This window comes from Pseudoalteromonas sp. HL-AS1, assembly GCF_031198785.1.
GTDB classification, from domain to species: Bacteria; Pseudomonadota; Gammaproteobacteria; order Enterobacterales; family Alteromonadaceae; genus Pseudoalteromonas; species Pseudoalteromonas distincta.
In genome coordinates this window covers 589,223-607,779 of the sequence record NZ_CP133570.1, presented here as the reverse complement: position 1 = coordinate 607,779, position 18,557 = coordinate 589,223, and the positions used below count along the sequence as shown (strand labels likewise).

Sequence of the window (18,557 nt, the reverse complement as noted above, 5' to 3'; positions counted from 1 at the left end):
GCACATAGATAGTCAGGACAATTAATAGGTATTTCAATGGATAAAGTGTCGAGCTTAAATTGCGAACAAAGCACAAACTGGTTAACTAACATATATAAAAAATTAGTGACTAAAGCCTTTTCGTCAATTGAAACAGGCCAAGTTGTTTTAGTAGATGCAAACGAGCGTACAGTTTTTGGTGACCCATCTTCAGTGCTAAAAGCAACGATTATAGTAAACGATAAAGCTATGTATAAGGCATTTGCATTATCTGGGAGCGTTGGCGCTGGTGAAGCCTATATTTTGGGGCATTGGTCTTGTGACAACTTAACCTCTTTCATTGAGATATTTGCTATAAATGAGAAGCAACTTGATGAGTTTGAGAAGAAATTCGCATTTTTTAGTAATATCGCGCACCGGTTTAATCACATAAAAAACAAAAATTCTGAATCGGGTTCTAAGAAAAACATCGTTGCTCATTACGACTTAGGTAATGATTTGTACGAATCATTTTTGAGTAAAGAAATGCTTTACTCAAGCGCTGTATATCCTACAAAAGAAGCGACACTTGAAGAGGCTCAACAATACAAGCTTAAACGCATTTGTGAGCAAGTTGAGCTTCAAAAAAATGATTCAGTAATCGAAATTGGTACGGGGTGGGGGGCTTTTGCTATATATGCAGCCACACATTACGATTGCCATGTAACAACAACAACCATATCTGATGAGCAACATGATTATGTCGCTAATAAAATTTCAGAGCTTGGTCTTGAAAGTAAAATTACATTACTTAAGCTTGATTACAGGCAATTGAAAGGAAAATACGACAAGCTTGTTTCTATCGAAATGATAGAAGCGGTGGGCCATGAGTACTTACCTAGCTTTTTTACCCAATGTGGTGAATTGTTAAAAGACGACGGTGCAATGCTCATACAAGCTATAACTATTGGCGATCAGCGTTATAAGCACTACTTAAAAAACTCTGACTTTATCCAGCAGTATATTTTTCCAGGCGGGTGTTTGCCATCACTTAATGAGATGAGTGAGCAGATTAAAAATAATACCGACATGGTAATTCATACTGTTAATGATATTGGTGCTCACTACGCAAGAACATTAGCAGACTGGCGAAGCCGTTTTATAAAAAGCTGGCCTGATTTGGACCGCTCAAAATTTGATGAACGTTTTTATCGTTTATGGTTGTTTTATTTTGCTTACTGCGAAGGCGCGTTTAGAGCTAGAGCAACAAGTACGGTGCATTTAATGGCGCGTAAACCACGTTTTGTTAGCGATAACGATGATATTGCGCTCGGTTACTAATTTTGTTTTATTTCAAGCAGTGTGGTTTTTATCATTGCTGCTTGAAGCTGATTCGCTACTTTTTAGCGGATTGATTATTGTTTTAATGTTTTGGTTGTCAAAACAAAAAAAACAAGACACCTTACTTCTAATTAAAGCCCTACCTTTAGCACTATTGTTAGAATTCATAGCAGTAAAGTCAGGCTTGTTAGAATTTAAAGTTTATCCCTTCCCTCTATGGCTCGTCTTTTTATGGGCTGCGTTATTACTTTCTTTAAATACTTCTATGGTTTTTTTGAGTAAATTAAAGCTTTGGCAGGCCTTTTTAGTATGCATGGCTTTTGCGCCAGCAAGTTATTGGGCTGGGGCGCGCTTTGAAGTAATAAGCTTAGGCTTACCTTTATGGCAGTTTTGGCTCGTTTACGGTGCGCTTTGGTCTACAGTGTTTACTGTTATTCTTTTTATAAACCAAAAAATCAAGTTATTCATCAATCGCTGATCGCCCACAATTCCCATTTCGTAACATTACCCATTGACTCGAGGGAGCTTATTTTGAAATTTTTACTAAAGGCAGTTACTTTTTATTTGCTTACAACTTCAATTGTTTTAGCTGACACACAATTTAATAAAGTAGGCGAAGCACGAATGGAGTATTTATTTTGGGATGTATATGACGCGGTTTTATTTACCCCTTCAGGTAATTACAGCGCAGGAACGCATCCTATTAAATTTAAACTTACCTATTTACGTGACTTTGAAGCTAAAGAAATCGTAAAAGCAACAAATGAGCAGTGGGAGCATATTGGAAAAAAAGAGCTAGCAGACAAATACGACAGTAAATTATTGTCTATTTGGCCTGATATTAGACAAGGTGATTCGCTAACGTTAGTCACAAATGAGCAGGGTATGAGTACTTTTTATCATAATGATGAAAAAATTGGCGAAATAAATGAACCTCAATTTTCGAGTGATTTTTTAGCCATTTGGCTGGATGAAAAAACGTCTGAGCCGAAACTACGAAAGCAACTATTAGGGAATTAATATGAATGTATTTAACGCGTTTAAAACAGCTCTTGTAAGCTTATCTGCTTTGTTGCTGATAAGCTGTTCGGCACCAAATGTAGAGCATTATAAAAATACATCGCCAAACTTTGACTTTAAAACATTTTTTAGTGGAAATTTGAAAGCCTACGGTGTTGTACAAGACTTTAAGGGTGAATTGACCCGCAAGCTTGTCGTAGATATGAATGCGAGCTGGGAAGGTAACCAGGGCGTTATTGAAGAAGACTTTGTTTATGACGATGGCGAAACTCAAAAGCGTATTTGGAAAATAACGTTAAATGAAGACAATAGTTTAACGGGTGTGGCAGATGATGTTATAGGTACAGCAAAAGGTAGAAGTGATGGCAGCGTATTTCATTGGAATTACGATGTAGAGCTTCCATACGATGGCAGTACTTTAAAAGTGAATTTTGATGATTGGATGTACCTGGTTACACAATCGCGCTTGATAAACCGCACATCTATTGTTAAGTTTGGAGTCGAGGTCGGGGAAGTGACCTTAGTGATCGAAAAAATATAGCTTATTTACCCAGTTGCTTAACTTGCGCCAAAATTGTACTCAAATTAAGTCTTTGTTAACCCAACACGCTGTATTTTACAGAGAATTATTTAAATTTTACTCATTTTTTAAGAATTTAAGCAAAAAATGCAATTTGCTGTTGCTAACTCTTTAAAAATGCATAAAGATAGGTTTTGCGAAGGCAAAATAATAACGAATAGGAATCTAACAATGAATAAAGCTCAATTAGTTGAAAAAATTGCTACTGATGCAGAAATCTCTAAAGCCGCTGCTACTCGTGCTCTTGACGCGTTTACAGGTGCTGTAACTTCTTCTTTAAAAGAAGGTGATTCAGTAGCATTAGTTGGTTTTGGTACTTTCTCAGTAAAAGAACGTGCAGCTCGCACTGGCCGTAACCCACAAACGGGTGCTGAGATCCAAATCGCAGCGGCAACTATCCCAAGCTTTAAAGCAGGTAAAGGTCTTAAAGACCAAGTAAACCCTTAATAGGTTTAACGAATTAAATTAAAAAAAGAGCTATTTAGCTCTTTTTTTTATGTTTAATAAAGACATCAATTGATGCCTTTATATTATAAATTTACGCTTTTAAGGCTTTATCGCCTCGACCAATGCCAACAGCGCCAGAACGTACAACTTCAATAATATCGGTTTCATGACGAAGTGTGTCTAAAAACGACTCTATTTTGTCTGTACTGCTCACTAATTGTAGACTGTAGCTTTGTCGGCCCATATCTAAAATAGCACCTTGGAACACATCAACTACTCGCGTAACCGCTGCACGAGTCGTCTCGTCTTGAGCAAATACCTTAACAAGCAATAGCTCACGTTCAATGTGACTCATTTCTGTTAAATCGATAATTTTAAGCACGTCGACTAGTTTGTTAACCTGCTTTGTAATTTGCTCTACAACTCTGTCATCACCCATAGTGGTAATGGTAATACGCGACAATGATTGATCGTCTGTTGTGCCCACAGTTAGGCTGTCGATGTTATATGCACGTTGTGAAAAAAGCCCAACAATACGTGATAGGGCACCTGGTTCGTTTTCTAATAAAATAGATAAAATACGACGCATTATGCTTTTACTCCTTTACGTAACCACATCTCATCAATGCTGCCTAACTTAATTTGCATTGGGTATACATGTTCTTTTTCATCAACGTTTATATCTAAAAAGACTAATCGGTCGTTAATTGACATTGCTTTATCGATAGCAGGTTGTAACTCATCTAGTGTGTTTACTTGTATACCTACATGGCCGTAGCTTTCAACTAACTTAACAAAATCAGGTAGTGAATCCATATAAGATGATGAATGACGTCCACCGTAAACCATGTCTTGCCATTGGCGTACCATACCTAAAGAGCGGTTATTAAGTGATACAACCTTTACCGCTAGGTTGTACTGTAAACAGGTTGATAGTTCTTGAATATTCATTTGAATAGAGCCATCACCCGTAATACACACAGACTCTTTATCAGGAAAGGCCAGCTTTACGCCCATTGCAGCAGGTAAACCAAAGCCCATGGTGCCTAGGCCGCCTGAGTTGATCCATTGACGAGGATGCTTAAATGGATAATATTGCGCTGCAAACATTTGATGCTGACCAACGTCTGAACTTACGTAAGCATCGCCATTAGTGGCTTTATACACCGCTTCAATTACAGCTTGTGGCTTAATTTTGTCGCCATCAGTGTTGTAGCTTAAGCATTTTTGTTCGCGCCAGCTGATAATTTGTCGCCACCAATCTTCTTGCGCGCTGCGATCTATTTTAATTGGGCTTTTATCAATACCCGCTTGTAGTTGTTCAAGTACGGTTGCTAAACAACCTACAACTGGTATGTGTGCTTTAATCGTTTTAGAAATTGAAGTTGGGTCAACATCCACATGAACAATTGTGGCATTAGGGCAAAACTTTTGAACATTATTAGTTACCCTGTCATCAAATCGGGCACCAAGCGCTAAAATCACATCGGCGTTAGCCATTGCTTTGTTTGCCTCAAGCGTGCCGTGCATGCCTAACATACCTACAAAGTTTGGATGCACACCTGAAATACCACCCAATCCCATTAGTGTATTTGTAATGGGGGCATTTAATGATTCAACTAAATGCGTTAATTGCTCTGATGTATTTGAAATAACAATACCACCACCAGAGTAGATAACCAGTTTTTTGGCCTCTAAAATAGCTGTTACGGCTTTGCGAATTTGTTTTGAGTGCCCTTTAGTATTAGGGCTGTACGTTCTCAGTTCGGTGGTTTTAGGAAATTCGTATTCAAACTTAATAGCAGGGTTAAGCATATCTTTTGGAAGCTCAACAACGACAGGACCTGGGCGACCAGTGCTAGCAATATAAAAAGCTTTAGCTAAGATTGTAGGGATGTCTTTAGCACTTCTACAGTTAAAACTGTGTTTAACTACAGGGCGAGAACAACCCACAATATCGGTTTCTTGGAATGCGTCGTCGCCAATCAAATTTGTAGGCACTTGGCCTGATAACACAACCATAGGAATTGAATCCATGTAGGCCGTTGCAATACCTGTAATACAGTTTGTAGCGCCAGGGCCTGAGGTTGCAAGTACAACACCAACGTCTCCAGTAGCGCGGGCATAGCCGTCAGCCATATGTGTTGCAGCTTGTTCGTGACGTACTAATATATGTTCAATGTCATCTTGCTGAAAAAGTGCATCATATAAGTCTAAAACCGAACCACCGGGATAGCCAAATATGTATTTTACCTTTAACTCTTTTAATGCCTGAACTACTAGTTCAGAACCATTATATTCTTGTTTGCTCATCCTCATTCCTCTGTGCGCTTTTTTATGCATAAAAAAACCCCCGCGTAGTGCGAGGGTTTTTAAAAAGCAGTATCACCTTTTAATACATCCCCGCTGGGCTTATAACTAAGACCAGTACGAGTACGACTAAAAGATTAATGTGTGTGTTCATAGTTTTTACTCTACTTAGCAAAACACTGCTTTTAAATTAAAGATTTTGTATAGGTTTATTTTTAAGGGTTTTAAGCCTTTATGTCAACCTTGAAAGCTGTTTTTTGCATTTTAAATTCGTTTTGTGGCTTTTTTTAATTTAAACCTGCAGAAAACCTATGTTTAATTGAGTTTACTGGCAGAAATTATGCATTTTAGATTGTAAGTTCGATTTTAGATATAAAAGAGCGTGAGAGACCATTAGCTTTAATTGCATATGTTAACTATATGTTTTTATCGCATGTTTAAATTTCTATTATTAGGTATGATTGCTACATAATTATGTTTGAGGAAAACACAGTGAAAAAAGTGACGTTAATTGCGCTTTTAACTACGCTATTAAGCCCTATGGTGGCGGCTAATAACTTAAGTCCGCATGATGTTGGTATAACTAACGAAGAGCGTATTTTATATTGGCTTAAAAAAAGAGACCAAATATCTTCAAGTGAGTTAGATAGTTCATTTAAGTTATATATGAGTAACAAAGACGTTGCCAATCACTCAATTAAAAATGGCTTTAGGCTATTTAAATCCTCTTCCAACGTTTTTTCAAATACAAATAAACAACAGGTCGCTTTTTCAACGTCGCTAGTGCCAGATCAAAGCGTTAATGATGTGAAAGTGTTAGCTATTTTAATTGATTTTCCTGATCTTAAACATGACGACAATCAACTTGTAGAGCAAGACACCGATATGTTTTACGCTGATTATTCAACTGAGCACTATCAGCAAATGCTTTTTAATACTCAAGGTTATACAGGCCCTGATGGACAAAGCTTAAAAACGGCTGCTGATTATTATAAAGCGGCTTCGGGAAATAGCTTAAACTTTAGCGGGCAGGTATATGGTTGGGTAACCGCTAATAGCAATGCAAAAATATATGGTGAGCGCCAAGGCAGTACACGGGATATAAATGCGCCCGCTTTAATTAAAGAGGCTGTGGAGAAAGCAGTTGCAAAGTTTAATATTAATTTAGCGGATTATGACTTAACTGATTTAGATGATATTGATGGCGACGGTATCCTTAATGAACCTAATGGCATTATTGACCATGTAATGGTATTTCATTCAAGTATTGGCGAAGAAGCGGGTGGCGGTTACCTAAGCACCGATGCTATTTGGTCGCACCGCTACTATGTATTTGATGAAAATAGCGGGCCGAGCGAGATTGCAGGCAGCAACATTAAGCTCTTTGGTTATACCATTAACCCTATTGATGCCGGGATTGGTGTGGTTGTGCATGAATTTGGGCATGATTTAGGATTATTAGATGAATACGACTTACAATCTAACACGGTAGGTGAGCCTGTCGCGTCTTGGTCAGTTATGTCGACAGGAAGTTGGGCTGGTTCGCCAAGAGGCTCAGAGCCAGTTATGTTTAGCCCTTATGCGCTTGAATATTTACAAAAGCGGTACCAGGGTAACTGGGTTAACCAGCTTACGCTTGATATGGATGAGATAGAGGCTAACTCACAGCAAACATTAATTAATACTGCGAGTACTTCACAACAGCAAAATCAAATAAAAATATCACTACCACCAAGGCTCGAAAAATTTAGGGCTCCAGTAGAAGGTGATTTTCAATACTATTCAAATACGGGCGACAATATTAGCAACAGCTTAGCTAATACAATAGCGCTACCAAACACAACTGAGACACTTACTTTAAGCTTTATTGCTTATTACAGTATTGAGCGCGATTACGATTTAGTTCAAGTAAAAGTAGATGGCGAGCCAATCGCGAGTAATTATACGCAAGCGCTTAATCCATACTACGGTGATATTGGTCCGTATATCTCAGGTGATTCATTTCTTAATAGTGATGCTAAGCAACCTAACGGCTATTTGACCCATAAGTTTGATTTATCAGCTTATGCTGGACAGACAATTGATTTAAAAATTGAATACATAACAGATGCGAACACACATTATTATGGTTTTGTTGTTGATGATATGCGCATTGAGCAAAGTGATACTTTAATTTGGCAAAATAATGCACAAGATCAAGTTAACACTGTGTTTAATGGCTTTGAAAAAGTTGGTAGTTACACATATGCATCGCCATCACATTACTATTTACAACTGCGTTCATACACAGGCGTTGACAGTAGTTTGCAAGCAGAGCAGTACTCACCGGGGTTATTATTGTGGTACAGCAATGAATCTCAAGCAGATAATAATACTACCGAGCATCCAGGCAGTGGTTTTGCATTAGTGGTAGATGCCGATCAGCGTTCAATAAATAAGGGCAGTACGCAAACTCCGGCTGCTTCAGCAATTCAAATACGTGATGCTGCTTTTAGCCTATATCAACAAAGGGCAGGGTTAGGTGATGATGATTTATCAGCTATCACCGGGTTTACTGATAAAACCGATTATAGCTTTGCAGCGCAAAAACCATCGGGTGTTGTGCTTCCACAGGTTGGTTTTGGGTTTAGTATTATAAGCCAGTCAACAGACAGTGAAGATATAGAAGTAGAGCTTACTTACGATGTTACTAAGGGAATTAATTTTACTAAAAACGGTTTAACCGTTAATTTTAGTGTAGAAGGTTTTGCACTTACTCCAGCGGACAAATTTACGTGGAGTTTTGATGACGGGAGCTTCAGCACAGAGTTAACGCCTACTCATGAATACCAAGACTATGGCACTTATAACGTTGAGTTTATGGCAGATAATGGTACTTCACAGCAAGTAGCTGTAGCACAAGTTACATTAGTTGAACCATTAACTGTAAGTGAAATTGAATATGAAATAAACCAAGGAACTTTAACAGCTGAGGCATCGCTTACAGGTGGAGTCGCACCGTATACTTATAATTGGCAGCTAGGAGATGGAAGTACTTTAGCGACTCAATCACTTACGTATAATTATTTGTACTCTGGTGATTACCAAGTAACGCTTACAGTGACCGATAACGAAGGCACGGAGCAAACTAAAGCGATTGATGTAACTGCTAATGTTCCGCTTAGCATAAACGCAAACGCTACAGTTAGTGATTTAAGCGCACAATTTAATGCCCAAGTAACCGGCGGCTTTAATAGTTACACTTACAGTTGGGATTTTGGTGATGGCAGTGCGTTATCAAATTTACAAAACCCAAGGCATACTTATCAAGCTGACGGGACTTATAACGTAACGTTGAATGTTACTGATACTCAAACCAATGATACTTTTACTCAAGAGTTATCTGCTACTGTACAAAAACAACAAAGTAGTTCGGGTTCAAGTGGCGGATCACTGGCGGGTTTATTAGGATTACTACTGTTAAGTTTATTTAGGTTTAATACTAATACCAATCCGCAATAATACTTAACCATTTTGCGGGGCTAAACGTGTCGCTACCTGTGTTAAAAAATTCTCATTTACGACTGCATGGATGCAGAAGGTAGAGCAATGCAGGAGCAATTGCCGAGAACAACTAAATAGCGAATTTTTTGCCTAGCTATCAACACGTTTTTTCATCCTCAAAATAGATCACTTAATTAAGCGAATTGGTATAACTTGCATAAATACACTAGGTAGTAAACGTAGTTAGCAAAAACAAAAAAGCCCGCTAAATTAGCGGGCTTTTTAAATCAATAACAAATATTAATTATAAACGGTCAATTACTGATTGAGTGAAATCAGTTGTACCGTGGCTGCCACCTAAATCGCGAGTTGTACGGTCGCCTGATTTAATTACATCAGCAACAGCACTACGAATACGCTCTGCAGTATCGCCCATATTTAAATGCTCAAGCATTTGAATAGATGCTAAAATTACAGATGTTGGGTTAGCTAGGTTTTTGCCAGCAATATCTGGTGCACTACCATGTACAGCTTCAAAAATTGCTGCATCTTCACCAATGTTAGCACCAGGTGCCATACCTAAACCGCCAACTAAACCAGCACAAAGGTCAGATAAAATATCACCAAATAAGTTAGTCGTAACAATTACGTCAAACTCTTCAGGTGTCATTACCAGCTTCATACATGTTGCATCAACAATCATTTCATTTGATTCAATTTGTGGGTAACGCTCAGCTACTTCACGTGCTACTTTTAAAAACAAACCAGATGTTGATTTTAAAATGTTAGCTTTATGAACTGCAGTTACTTTTTTACGACCTTCGCGTACCGCTAGCTCGTATGCAAAAGTTACGATTTTTTCTGCGCCTTCACGCGTAATTATCGATTTTGCTTCTGCTTCATTACCGTCTTCACTTACTACTTGGCCAGCACCTGAGTACATACCTTGCGTGTTTTCACGAATAGTAATGATATCAATATCGTCGTAACGTGCTTTAGTACCAACAAATGATTTAACTGGACGTACGTTAGCGTATAAACCGAATTGCTTACGAAGTGTTACGTTAATAGATGTAAAACCTTCACCTACAGGCGTAGTTAATGGGCCTTTAAGAGTGATTTTGTTTTTAGCAATTGTATCAACTGTTTCTTGCGGTAATAACTCACCTGTTTTTTCAAGTGCAGCTAGGCCAGCATCAACAAATTCATAATCAAAGTCGCAACCTGCGGCTTTTAATATTTCAAGTGCTGAGTCGATAATGCTCGGACCGATGCCGTCGCCTTTGATCACTGTGATGGTTTGTTTGGCCATTGACTTTTCCTTTAAAGAGTTTGATTTGCACATAAATTATTACTCTGAGAGAGTAACCGCTTGTTAGAACATTTATGTGAACGTGCTTGAAAATTTAAGGGCGCATTTATATCAATTTATCACCCATTTTGCTAGTTTATACAAAAAATACTGGGTATACACGAAAGTTATAATGGGTATAAAGACATAAAATAGCTTCTAATAAACTAAATACTATTAAACAACTCAAGAGATTCTAATTGTTGATAAAAATCAGCTTGGTTATGCCACTTGAGTATTTTTAGCTGTTCATTTAACGTTTGCTGCTGCCACGGAGTTAGCGAAAGTTCAGGTTTAAACACATTTTGAGCAACAATCTTAAGTGAGATCCAAAGTTTATGGGCCTCAGTTAAGTGCTTTTTAGGTGTTTGCTCTGCTTCTAAGAGTGCTGCAGTCCATGGGTTGTCACTCAATAAATGAGTAAGCTGTTGTGTGAGTTGTTCGGTGTTAATTGAACTTACCCCAAAAAATGAGCAAATAGGGGCACTCAATGTTTTATTTGGTGTGTCGTCAATCAGCGTTTTACGAGAAAGCTGTGTACTGCATTGCGTTAATAAAAAATGGGCGTAAGCGTATAAAGGTAAAGTGATGTGCTCAAACTGGTCATGGTCATTTTTACTAACCAATAAAGCCATTATTTTTACTAATCCATTTAATCTGTTAGTCACGTAGGCTTGCAATGGATGTGGGGTAACATTAACTAATTGTTCAAAAACAACCCGTTGAATTATTGCAGGTGCATTATAATAACCGACCATAGATAAACTATGTTTTAAGTCTTTTGCGGGCTGATGTTCTTTATTATATGGTTTTACTGCCTCGCATAAATTAGCAATTACGAGAGGGTGAGGCGCCATCAGCAGGCTTAATCCTTTATAGCTGTATTCGTGCTGTAACTTAATATTACTTATTAGCTCAAGTAAAGATTGTGCCTTATCAACCTCAAGCTCACTTTGTGGTTTTACATGTTCACTGTTAAATACTTTAAAGCTAATGGTTTTATCAGTGCAATGCCATTGTTTTGGATTATCGTTAAGCGTTGCTTTTACTCTGTACCAGGTTAATTTATTTGGATTTGCTGTACTAATTAAAACATGCCGTTGTTGTGCATCAGTTGCTAAATAAATCATGGTTTGCTCAGCGTATAAAACGCGGCTTCCCGGTAATAATGGCCCTAAATGCGCTATTAGTGATTTAATTAATTGCAGTGCGAACAAGTTAGGTGTGCGAATGTACAAATCGGTAAGTGCTTTATATAAGCTAATATGTTTATTAGCCGTGTTGCTCGTAATGTTCATGCTAATAATATTTGCTAGAGCAATCAGCGTTATGCCCCCATCGTAAAGCATTATTTTAGGAGCACTTACCAATGCTTGTTTATACTTATTTAATTTAGCTAGTAACTGCGTAACAGGTTTTGCTGAATCGCCACTAGCTAACATTACTTTTGCTGCTAACTGATGACGCATTTTCCAAATTTTTTTATCAGAATCTTGAAAAGGTGTTTGCTCGCAAAGCTTGTTTAATTGCGCTCCAACACATAAATGTTCAATGAGTGTAGCGGCTATGTATAGCTCACTTAAGGCACTATTATAATTTTGAGATTTACACAGGGCAGCAGTTATGACGCTCTGACTAACAACTAAATTTGTTGCATAAGAATAACTTGGATTATAAAGCGTTAATCTCGATTGTAATGCGAATGGCTGTTTGCTGTAGAGCACTCTATATTGCTCAGCTAGCTTACTTGCCATTGGATATAGAGCTGTCCATTTTTGTTTATTGTTATAATAACTTAAAAACAGCTGCGTATTATTAAGCAGCTGCTCTAAGGTAGTTGAAACAGCTTCATCCATTAAACCTTCACCTAATTTTGTTCTTGGTATTTATTGTATGCACTCGGGCCCCATAAAAACAGCTGCCCATTTTTAAATAATAGGCCAGTACATTCATCCATAGTGGTAATACCGTCAGATGTTTTATGTTGTGTACGATAAAAAACTATCTGAAATACTTGTTCACCATCTCGTTTGGCATAAGTAAGATCGGGGCTGCCTAAGTAATCAAGAACACTATTTAGTGTTGTTGGCTGCTCAAGTGATAGTTTTTCGATGTAACGTTTATTGAAAGCCTCTCGGTCTTGCCAAATCATAGCTTGAGGATCGTCTTTATAAAAGGTAATCACCAATGCAGCTATCAGTGCATATAGCCCTAAACCTAAAATTAAATATCGGATAAATTTTTTCAATATGGCTTACTCTGACTCCGGTAACTAATATCAGTATACGTTTTGTAATGTTTAGAGGCTATTAACTTGCGACTAATTAAGTCTTAACTGCTTTAAACTAAAACCTAAATTTATATCGGTGCGTAAACTAACCAAGTGCTTTGAAATTACGTACATATCCATATTAGCGGCTAACTTTGCTTTAATACTCGGGCTTAGAGACTCATCTTCGGCTGCTTGTTCAATTGAGTTATAGTTATTAACTATTTGCTGCGCAGATTTAGTACCTATTCCTTTAACTCCCGGAATATCATTTGTTTTATCGCCCGCTAATGCCCAAAAATCAACGAGTTTATTTTGCTCAACACCAAAACGCTCTTTTATACTTGTCTCATCTAAATAGAGTTTTTTAAAGTAATCATACACTGTAATATAAGGGCCTATATAAGGTAAAAAACCTTTATCGGTAGAAACAACAGTATTAGCTATTTGATTATTTGATGCTTTAAACGCAAGCGTTGCAATAATATCATCGGCTTCATCGTTAATAGGTTCAAATACTACAATACCTGTTTCTTCAATTGCGGCTTTAAAATGCAATAGAGCATCTTTTAATACTTGGGGTATTGGCGCGCGCGAGTGTTTGTAGTCTTTATAAAAATGATAACGCCAGCTTTTGTCGCCATCAAACACAGCAATAGCATGGGTTGCATTACTCGTATCTAAAAGCTTTTTACAGGCGTGGGCTACACGTGCACAGCACGTTTGTATCATTTGCTCGTCGCTATGATGTTTTTGATTCGCGTCAACGGCGTAAATGCGCCTAATTAAATTAAGCGCATCTATAAGAAGTAAATGGGGTTTCAAACTATAAAACTCATGCTTTTATTTTGTAACATGGAACATATTTACTACCAGGGAGCTTCATGCGACCTTGAAGAACAAATGCCTGTAATAATTTATCCATATTTGTCATAAGGGCAGGTTCGCCACTTAAAATGTATGGACCGTTTTGTTTAATGGCTCTAACGCCTTCGTCTTTTACATTACCAGCAACAATACCAGAGAAAGCTCTACGCAAATTAGCCGCGAGTAGCTGTTTAGGCTGATCAAGGTGTAAATCTAAACTTGCCATATTTTCATGTGTTGGTGCAAAAGGTTGTTGAAAGTCGTTATCTATTTTTAATGTCCAGTTAAAGTAATAAGCATCACCTTCACTTTTACGGTAATCACGAACATTAGCCATCGATGACTTTAGTTTTTGACCGACTAATTCAGGATTATCAATAATTACTTCAAACTTATCCAACGCTTCCTTACCAAGTGTCATTTCAACGAACTCGCATAGCTCTTTAAAGTACGCCTCGCTTTGTTTGGGGCCTGTTAAAATAACAGGTAAACATTGCTTAGTATTATCTGGGTGCAACAATATGCCTAATAAATATAACAACTCTTCAGCAGTACCTGCGCCACCAGGAAAAATGATAATTGCGTGAGCTGTTCTAATAAAAGCTTCAAGGCGTTTTTCAATATCAGGTAAAATAACGAGTTCGTTTACAATAGGATTTGGTGGCTCGGCAGCAATAATGCTTGGCTCTGTTAAACCTAAGTAGCGATTATCGGTGTTACGTTGCTTTGCGTGGCCAATAGTTGCGCCTTTCATTGGGCCTTTCATGGCACCAGGACCACAACCGGTACAAATATTTAATCCACGTAAACCAAGTTCGTAACCTACTTGTTTTGTGTACTTATATTCAACCTCGTTTATTGAATGTCCGCCCCAGCAAACAACCATGTTAGGCTCGCTTTTAACACGCAGTGCACCTGCATTTCTGAGCATATCGAACACCATATGGGTTATGGCTTTTTGCTCTTTTAAATCTTTTTCGTATTTTTGACAAATAAACAAAATATCACGAATAACAGAAAATATATGTTCGTGAATACCGGTAATTATTTCGCCATCAACAAATGCGGTTGCGGGTGGGTTTTCAAGTTCAATTTTAATACCTCGTTCGCGGCTTACTAAACGAATATCAAAATCTTTGTATTTGTCGTATATATCGTTACTGTCGTCGGTATGGCTGCCTACATTGAGCACTGCAAGTACGCAGTTTCTAAATAACTTATAACGCTCACTAGCAGACGATTGCTCTAATAAATCAACTTCTAATTGCGACAGTAAATCTAAAACCCCAGTTGGGTTTAACTGTATTAACATAGACGTGCTCCTACTGCTAAATCGTAAAACTACTTGTCATAAAAGTTATAATAGCTATGACATTATTTACTGGTACAAAGTCTATCTCGCCCTGAATTTTTGGCTTCGTAAAGTGCATCATCAGCTCTATCAAATGCCTTTAATAGGGTATCGCCTTTCTTAAATTGAGTTGCACCTACCGAAATAGTGATCTCAATTTGTTTTTCTCTAAATTTAAAAGGTATATTTTTAATTACCTTTCTTACTTTATCCAGGGGTAATGTTGCGTTTTCTAGCGACACACCTGGCATTAATAGTACAAATTCTTCACCGCCATAACGCGCTATAAAATCAGACTTTCTTACCGATTTTTGCAACGCTTTTGATATAACTTGTAAGGTAATATCACCTGCGGTGTGGCCAAATCTATCATTGATAGATTTAAAGTGGTCAACATCAATAACTGCAAGCGTAACATCTGATGGCTGCACATTAAACAAATGCATTTCGTGATTGTAACGTTCGTCAAATGCAGCCCGGTTAGGCAGTTTTGTAAGTCCATCTAGTAAGCTTTTAAAGCGCTGTTCGTTTAAGCGTTTTTTATACGTTGTTAACTTATCTTCTAAAGTAACAATTCGAGTATTTATTTCATTAAAACTAGCGCTAAGCATTTCTCTGTCTTTTCGTTCTAACTTTTCTTTTGCTATAAAATCTTCACTTATTGATTTTAATTCGTTATCTACGAGTTCTTTTAAAGATGAGATTGATGTTGCTTTTTGCGTTTGCTCATTAAGATTTTTTATTTTTAGTTCAATGCTTTTATTAAGTGAGTCAAACTCAACTTCCATAGACTCAGAGTGCTTGCTAGTTGAGATAATAGAGTTATGAAGATCTTCGAGGGTTTGATTTAATGAAACTAAAAAGCTTTGCGCGGATTTACGCTCTTTACTTATATTTTTTACCACTACATCAATAATACTAATTGCTGTATCAAGTAATGCATCAATTGAGTCACTTTCTGTAATATTATTTTTTATATTATTAATTTGTAGCGTAGCTTCTTCTTCAAGTATAAGTTCATTAGCGAGCTCAAGCAGTTTTTTTGCACGCGTCTGTTTTACAGGGCGCTGCTGATCAACTTGAGGGTCTTGTTTGGTAAGCAACGCTTCATGATAAAAGCTAATAAGTTGATCAAGTAGCGGAATGTAACCATGAGTTGAATGAACGTTATTAATCTCGTGATCGAGTAAATTTCTTAGAGTCCTGCGAGTGTCGTCAGGTAAACCTTTGGTTTTTTGTAATTGTTTACCGGCACTTTGCACACTGTTGAATAAATTACGTTGCTGAGCTTGTTGAATCGATTCTTGGTTTTTAAGTAGGACTAAAGTTTCACTAATAAGGGGAGCAAGGTTTTCAAAACTCATGCCTTTATTAAGCGCACTTCTAAATTTGGCGAGGCGATTATCTAACTCGATATCTAGTCCTTTACAGCTCAACGATAGTTTAGCTGTAAAGTCACATAGAACATCTACTTGATGTTTACGAGCACTCTCAACAGCCATACGCGCATCAATTGCTTGTTTTAGCTTTTTATCTGTTGCGTTAGATCTTTGTGACACCTAAGCATACCGCCATCAAATTAATTTCATTATCTTCAGTTTACAACAAATTTTTATTATGTGTAGTTATCTAGTAAAAAACTTAGAAATTTTAATAAGCTACTACTTATAAACTCGTATATAGGGTCATTTATCGTATTTAATTCACTTTTAAATAGGGGCTTGTTAGTCTTGTAAGCAATTAAGTTTCCACTAAGAGTCTCTATGAAAAAGTTATTAGCCCTTTCAATTTTAGCTGCATGTTCTGCACCTGTATTTGCCGATGTAAATTATTCTTTAGAAATTTCGCAGCCACAGCATCATTTAGGTGATGTAAGTGTTGAATTTCCAAAAACAGCGCAAGCACACCTTGATATAAAACTTCCTGCGTGGCGCACGGGTCGCTACGAAATGTTAAACCTTGCAAATGGCATTCGCTACTTCAAAGCCAAAGATGAAGATGGCAAAGAACTAAAATGGAAAAAAATAGATCACAGTACATGGCGTGTACATCTTAATGAACCTACAGAAGTTAATGTTGACTACCAAGTGTATGCAAATGAGCTTGGTAAACGTGCTCGCCACATTGACGACAGCCACGCATTTATAGATGCGTCAGGCTTTTTTATGTTCAGTGACTCGTTTCGACAAGAGCCTGTAACCGTTAATTTAGACGTACCTAAAAAGTGGCGTTCTGTATCGGGTATGGACAATTTAAAAGGCAAAAACTCATTTAAAGCTGCCGATTACGACGTACTTGTTGATTCACCAATCGAAACGGGTATTAACCAACTACACACATTTGAAGTAGAAGGGCGTGAATACGACTTAGTTGTTTGGGGCGATGGTAACTACGATGTAGATCTAATGCTTACAGATCTTAAAAAATTAGTTGCCACGGGTAATGTAATTTGGGATGACTACCCGTATGAACGTTATGTATTTATGGTGCATGCAACATCAGGTGCTGGTGGTGCAACAGAGCATCTAAACTCAACAATTATTCAACGTCCACGTGACCGATTTGGTAGTCGCGAAGATTACTTAGGTTTTATTAGCACAGCCGCACACGAATTTATTCATACATGGAATGTAAAAGCATATCGCCCTCAAGGTTTAGTGCCATACGATTACACTAATATGAATTACTCTAAACTGCTTTGGATTGCAGAGGGTTCAACAAGTTATTTTGAAGATCATTTATTAGTGCGCTCAGGCATTCAAACAACGGATGAATTTTTTAAAGTGATGAGTAAAACAATTAATCGTCATTTGCAAACACCGGGCCGTGAAGTACAAAGCGCAAGCGAAACAAGCTTTGATAAATGGATTAATCAAGGTGGCGATCACGCACGTAACTACAGCACTAATATTTACTCAGAAGGTTCGTTACTTTCACTTGCCTTAGATATCGACTTGCTAGAAAAAAGCCAAGGTAAAATAAGCTACCGCGACGTACACAAAGCACTTTATAACAATCATAAAATGCCAGCTGGATTTACAGATACAGATGTACTTAATATTTTAAAAGATTTAACAGGACGTGATTATTCAAGTTGGTGGCAAGAAAATGTTGAGTCGCCTGCAAGTATTAACTTTGACGACTTACTTACTAAAGTAGGTTTAAAATTTGAGCGGCCTGAAAAAGCAAAAGCGCTTGCAAGTATTGACGCTACCGCTAAAAATACGGGCGAGTTACTGACGTTAAGTTATGTACGCCGTGGTGGCAGTGCGTGGAAAGCGGGTTTAACTACCGATGATAAAATTGTCGCTATAAACAAACATCACGTAGGTAAAGATTTAAAAACTAGCCTAGAAACGTTTAAGGCAGGCGATAAAGTAACCGTTGACTATCTTCGTCGCGATGCACTTGAAAGCTTAACATTAGTATTATCAGAAGATTTCGATAAGCCTAAAAAAGTAGTTGCTGATAAAGAGGCAACGCCACAGCAAAAAGCACTATTCAAAGCATGGATTGGCGTGGAACATCCAAATGATGTGACAAAAAAATAAATTCAGTTTTTATAGCGTTTGAATATAGT

Annotated in this window: 15 protein-coding genes; 7 read left to right on the top strand and 8 right to left on the bottom strand. The window is 37.6% G+C overall.

Annotated features, from left to right (window positions below):
* Positions 1-36 precede the first annotated feature (36 nt).
* From RB214_RS19590 to RB214_RS19570, 5 genes are all read left to right on the top strand, one after another.
* Positions 37-1,299 carry a cyclopropane-fatty-acyl-phospholipid synthase family protein gene (locus tag RB214_RS19590; RefSeq protein WP_002962469.1) on the top strand — a complete coding sequence of 421 codons (1,263 nt, stop codon included), beginning with the start codon at positions 37-39 and terminating at the stop codon, positions 1,297-1,299.
* On the top strand, positions 1,277-1,777 hold the full coding sequence (locus RB214_RS19585; protein ID WP_033021926.1) for a DUF2878 domain-containing protein: 501 nt from the start codon (positions 1,277-1,279) through the stop codon (positions 1,775-1,777). Before RB214_RS19590 ends, RB214_RS19585 begins: the two co-directional genes overlap by 23 nt.
* 53 nt (positions 1,778-1,830) lie before the next feature.
* The gene (locus RB214_RS19580; RefSeq protein ID WP_002962471.1) at positions 1,831-2,319 is read left to right on the top strand and encodes a chalcone isomerase family protein; all 489 of its coding nucleotides are present in this window, start codon (positions 1,831-1,833) and stop codon (positions 2,317-2,319) included.
* 1 nt (position 2,320) lies between these two features.
* A complete protein-coding gene (locus RB214_RS19575; protein WP_039487661.1) occupies positions 2,321-2,860 on the top strand; it encodes a DUF3833 domain-containing protein in 540 nt (179 codons plus the stop codon).
* Between the two features lie 210 nt (positions 2,861-3,070).
* Positions 3,071-3,346 carry an HU family DNA-binding protein gene (locus RB214_RS19570; protein WP_002962474.1) on the top strand — a complete coding sequence of 92 codons (276 nt, stop codon included), beginning with the start codon at positions 3,071-3,073 and terminating at the stop codon, positions 3,344-3,346.
* A 91-nt stretch (positions 3,347-3,437) separates the two neighbouring features.
* On the opposite strand, the gene ilvN is transcribed toward RB214_RS19570, so the two are convergent.
* The gene (gene ilvN / locus RB214_RS19565) at positions 3,438-3,935 is read right to left on the bottom strand and encodes an acetolactate synthase small subunit (protein WP_002960314.1); all 498 of its coding nucleotides are present in this window, start codon (positions 3,933-3,935) and stop codon (positions 3,438-3,440) included.
* Positions 3,935-5,659, bottom strand: coding sequence for an acetolactate synthase 3 large subunit (locus RB214_RS19560; RefSeq protein ID WP_309169205.1), 1,725 nt, complete (start codon positions 5,657-5,659; stop codon positions 3,935-3,937). The genes ilvN and RB214_RS19560 overlap by 1 nt, the downstream gene beginning before the upstream one ends.
* Before the next feature lie 489 nt (positions 5,660-6,148).
* On the opposite strand from RB214_RS19560, the gene RB214_RS19555 reads away from it, so the two are divergent.
* A complete protein-coding gene (locus RB214_RS19555; protein WP_309169204.1) occupies positions 6,149-9,157 on the top strand; it encodes an immune inhibitor A domain-containing protein in 3,009 nt (1,002 codons plus the stop codon).
* 286 nt (positions 9,158-9,443) lie between these two features.
* Here RB214_RS19555 and RB214_RS19550 read toward each other — a convergent pair whose 3' ends face one another.
* The 6 genes from RB214_RS19550 to RB214_RS19525 all read right to left on the bottom strand — a co-directional run bounded on the left by RB214_RS19550 (position 9,444) and on the right by RB214_RS19525 (position 16,536).
* Complete coding sequence (locus tag RB214_RS19550; protein ID WP_039487666.1) at positions 9,444-10,451, bottom strand: isocitrate dehydrogenase; 1,008 nt, start codon at positions 10,449-10,451, stop codon at positions 9,444-9,446.
* A 206-nt stretch (positions 10,452-10,657) separates the two neighbouring features.
* Positions 10,658-12,346 (bottom strand): hypothetical protein, encoded by a 1,689-nt coding sequence (locus tag RB214_RS19545; protein WP_309169203.1) that lies wholly within the window; start codon positions 12,344-12,346, stop codon positions 10,658-10,660.
* Between the two features lie 11 nt (positions 12,347-12,357).
* Positions 12,358-12,741 carry a DUF3192 domain-containing protein gene (locus RB214_RS19540; RefSeq protein WP_024596929.1) on the bottom strand — a complete coding sequence of 128 codons (384 nt, stop codon included), beginning with the start codon at positions 12,739-12,741 and terminating at the stop codon, positions 12,358-12,360.
* A 69-nt stretch (positions 12,742-12,810) separates the two neighbouring features.
* Complete coding sequence (gene xni, locus RB214_RS19535) at positions 12,811-13,584, bottom strand: flap endonuclease Xni (RefSeq protein WP_309169202.1); 774 nt, start codon at positions 13,582-13,584, stop codon at positions 12,811-12,813.
* Between the two features lie 10 nt (positions 13,585-13,594).
* Entirely contained in the window at positions 13,595-14,938 is a 1,344-nt protein-coding gene (gene ppnN, locus RB214_RS19530; RefSeq protein ID WP_309169201.1) for a nucleotide 5'-monophosphate nucleosidase PpnN, read from the bottom strand.
* Positions 14,939-15,000: 62 nt separating this feature from the next.
* The gene (locus RB214_RS19525; protein WP_309169200.1) at positions 15,001-16,536 is read right to left on the bottom strand and encodes a GGDEF domain-containing protein; all 1,536 of its coding nucleotides are present in this window, start codon (positions 16,534-16,536) and stop codon (positions 15,001-15,003) included.
* A gap of 204 nt (positions 16,537-16,740) precedes the next feature.
* On the opposite strand from RB214_RS19525, the gene RB214_RS19520 reads away from it, so the two are divergent.
* Positions 16,741-18,528, top strand: a complete 1,788-nt coding sequence (locus RB214_RS19520; RefSeq protein ID WP_309169199.1) for a PDZ domain-containing protein — start codon at positions 16,741-16,743, stop codon at positions 18,526-18,528.
* The last annotated feature ends 29 nt before the right edge of the window (positions 18,529-18,557 follow it).

Bases quoted from the DNA above. Each gene is read 5' to 3' on its own strand.
- RB214_RS19520 (WP_309169199.1), top strand. From the start codon at position 16,741: ATGAAAAAGTTATTAGCCCTTTCAATTTTAGCTGCATGTTCTGCACCT.
- ppnN (WP_309169201.1), bottom strand. From the start codon at position 14,938: ATGTTAATACAGTTAAACCCAACTGGGGTTTTAGATTTACTGTCGCAA.
- RB214_RS19550 (WP_039487666.1), bottom strand. From the start codon at position 10,451: ATGGCCAAACAAACCATCACAGTGATCAAAGGCGACGGCATCGGTCCG.
- ilvN (WP_002960314.1), bottom strand. From the start codon at position 3,935: ATGCGTCGTATTTTATCTATTTTATTAGAAAACGAACCAGGTGCCCTA.
- RB214_RS19560 (WP_309169205.1), bottom strand. From the start codon at position 5,659: ATGAGCAAACAAGAATATAATGGTTCTGAACTAGTAGTTCAGGCATTA.
- RB214_RS19545 (WP_309169203.1), bottom strand. From the start codon at position 12,346: ATGGATGAAGCTGTTTCAACTACCTTAGAGCAGCTGCTTAATAATACG.
- RB214_RS19575 (WP_039487661.1), top strand. From the start codon at position 2,321: ATGAATGTATTTAACGCGTTTAAAACAGCTCTTGTAAGCTTATCTGCT.
- RB214_RS19570 (WP_002962474.1), top strand. From the start codon at position 3,071: ATGAATAAAGCTCAATTAGTTGAAAAAATTGCTACTGATGCAGAAATC.
- RB214_RS19585 (WP_033021926.1), top strand. From the start codon at position 1,277: ATGATATTGCGCTCGGTTACTAATTTTGTTTTATTTCAAGCAGTGTGG.
- RB214_RS19590 (WP_002962469.1), top strand. From the start codon at position 37: ATGGATAAAGTGTCGAGCTTAAATTGCGAACAAAGCACAAACTGGTTA.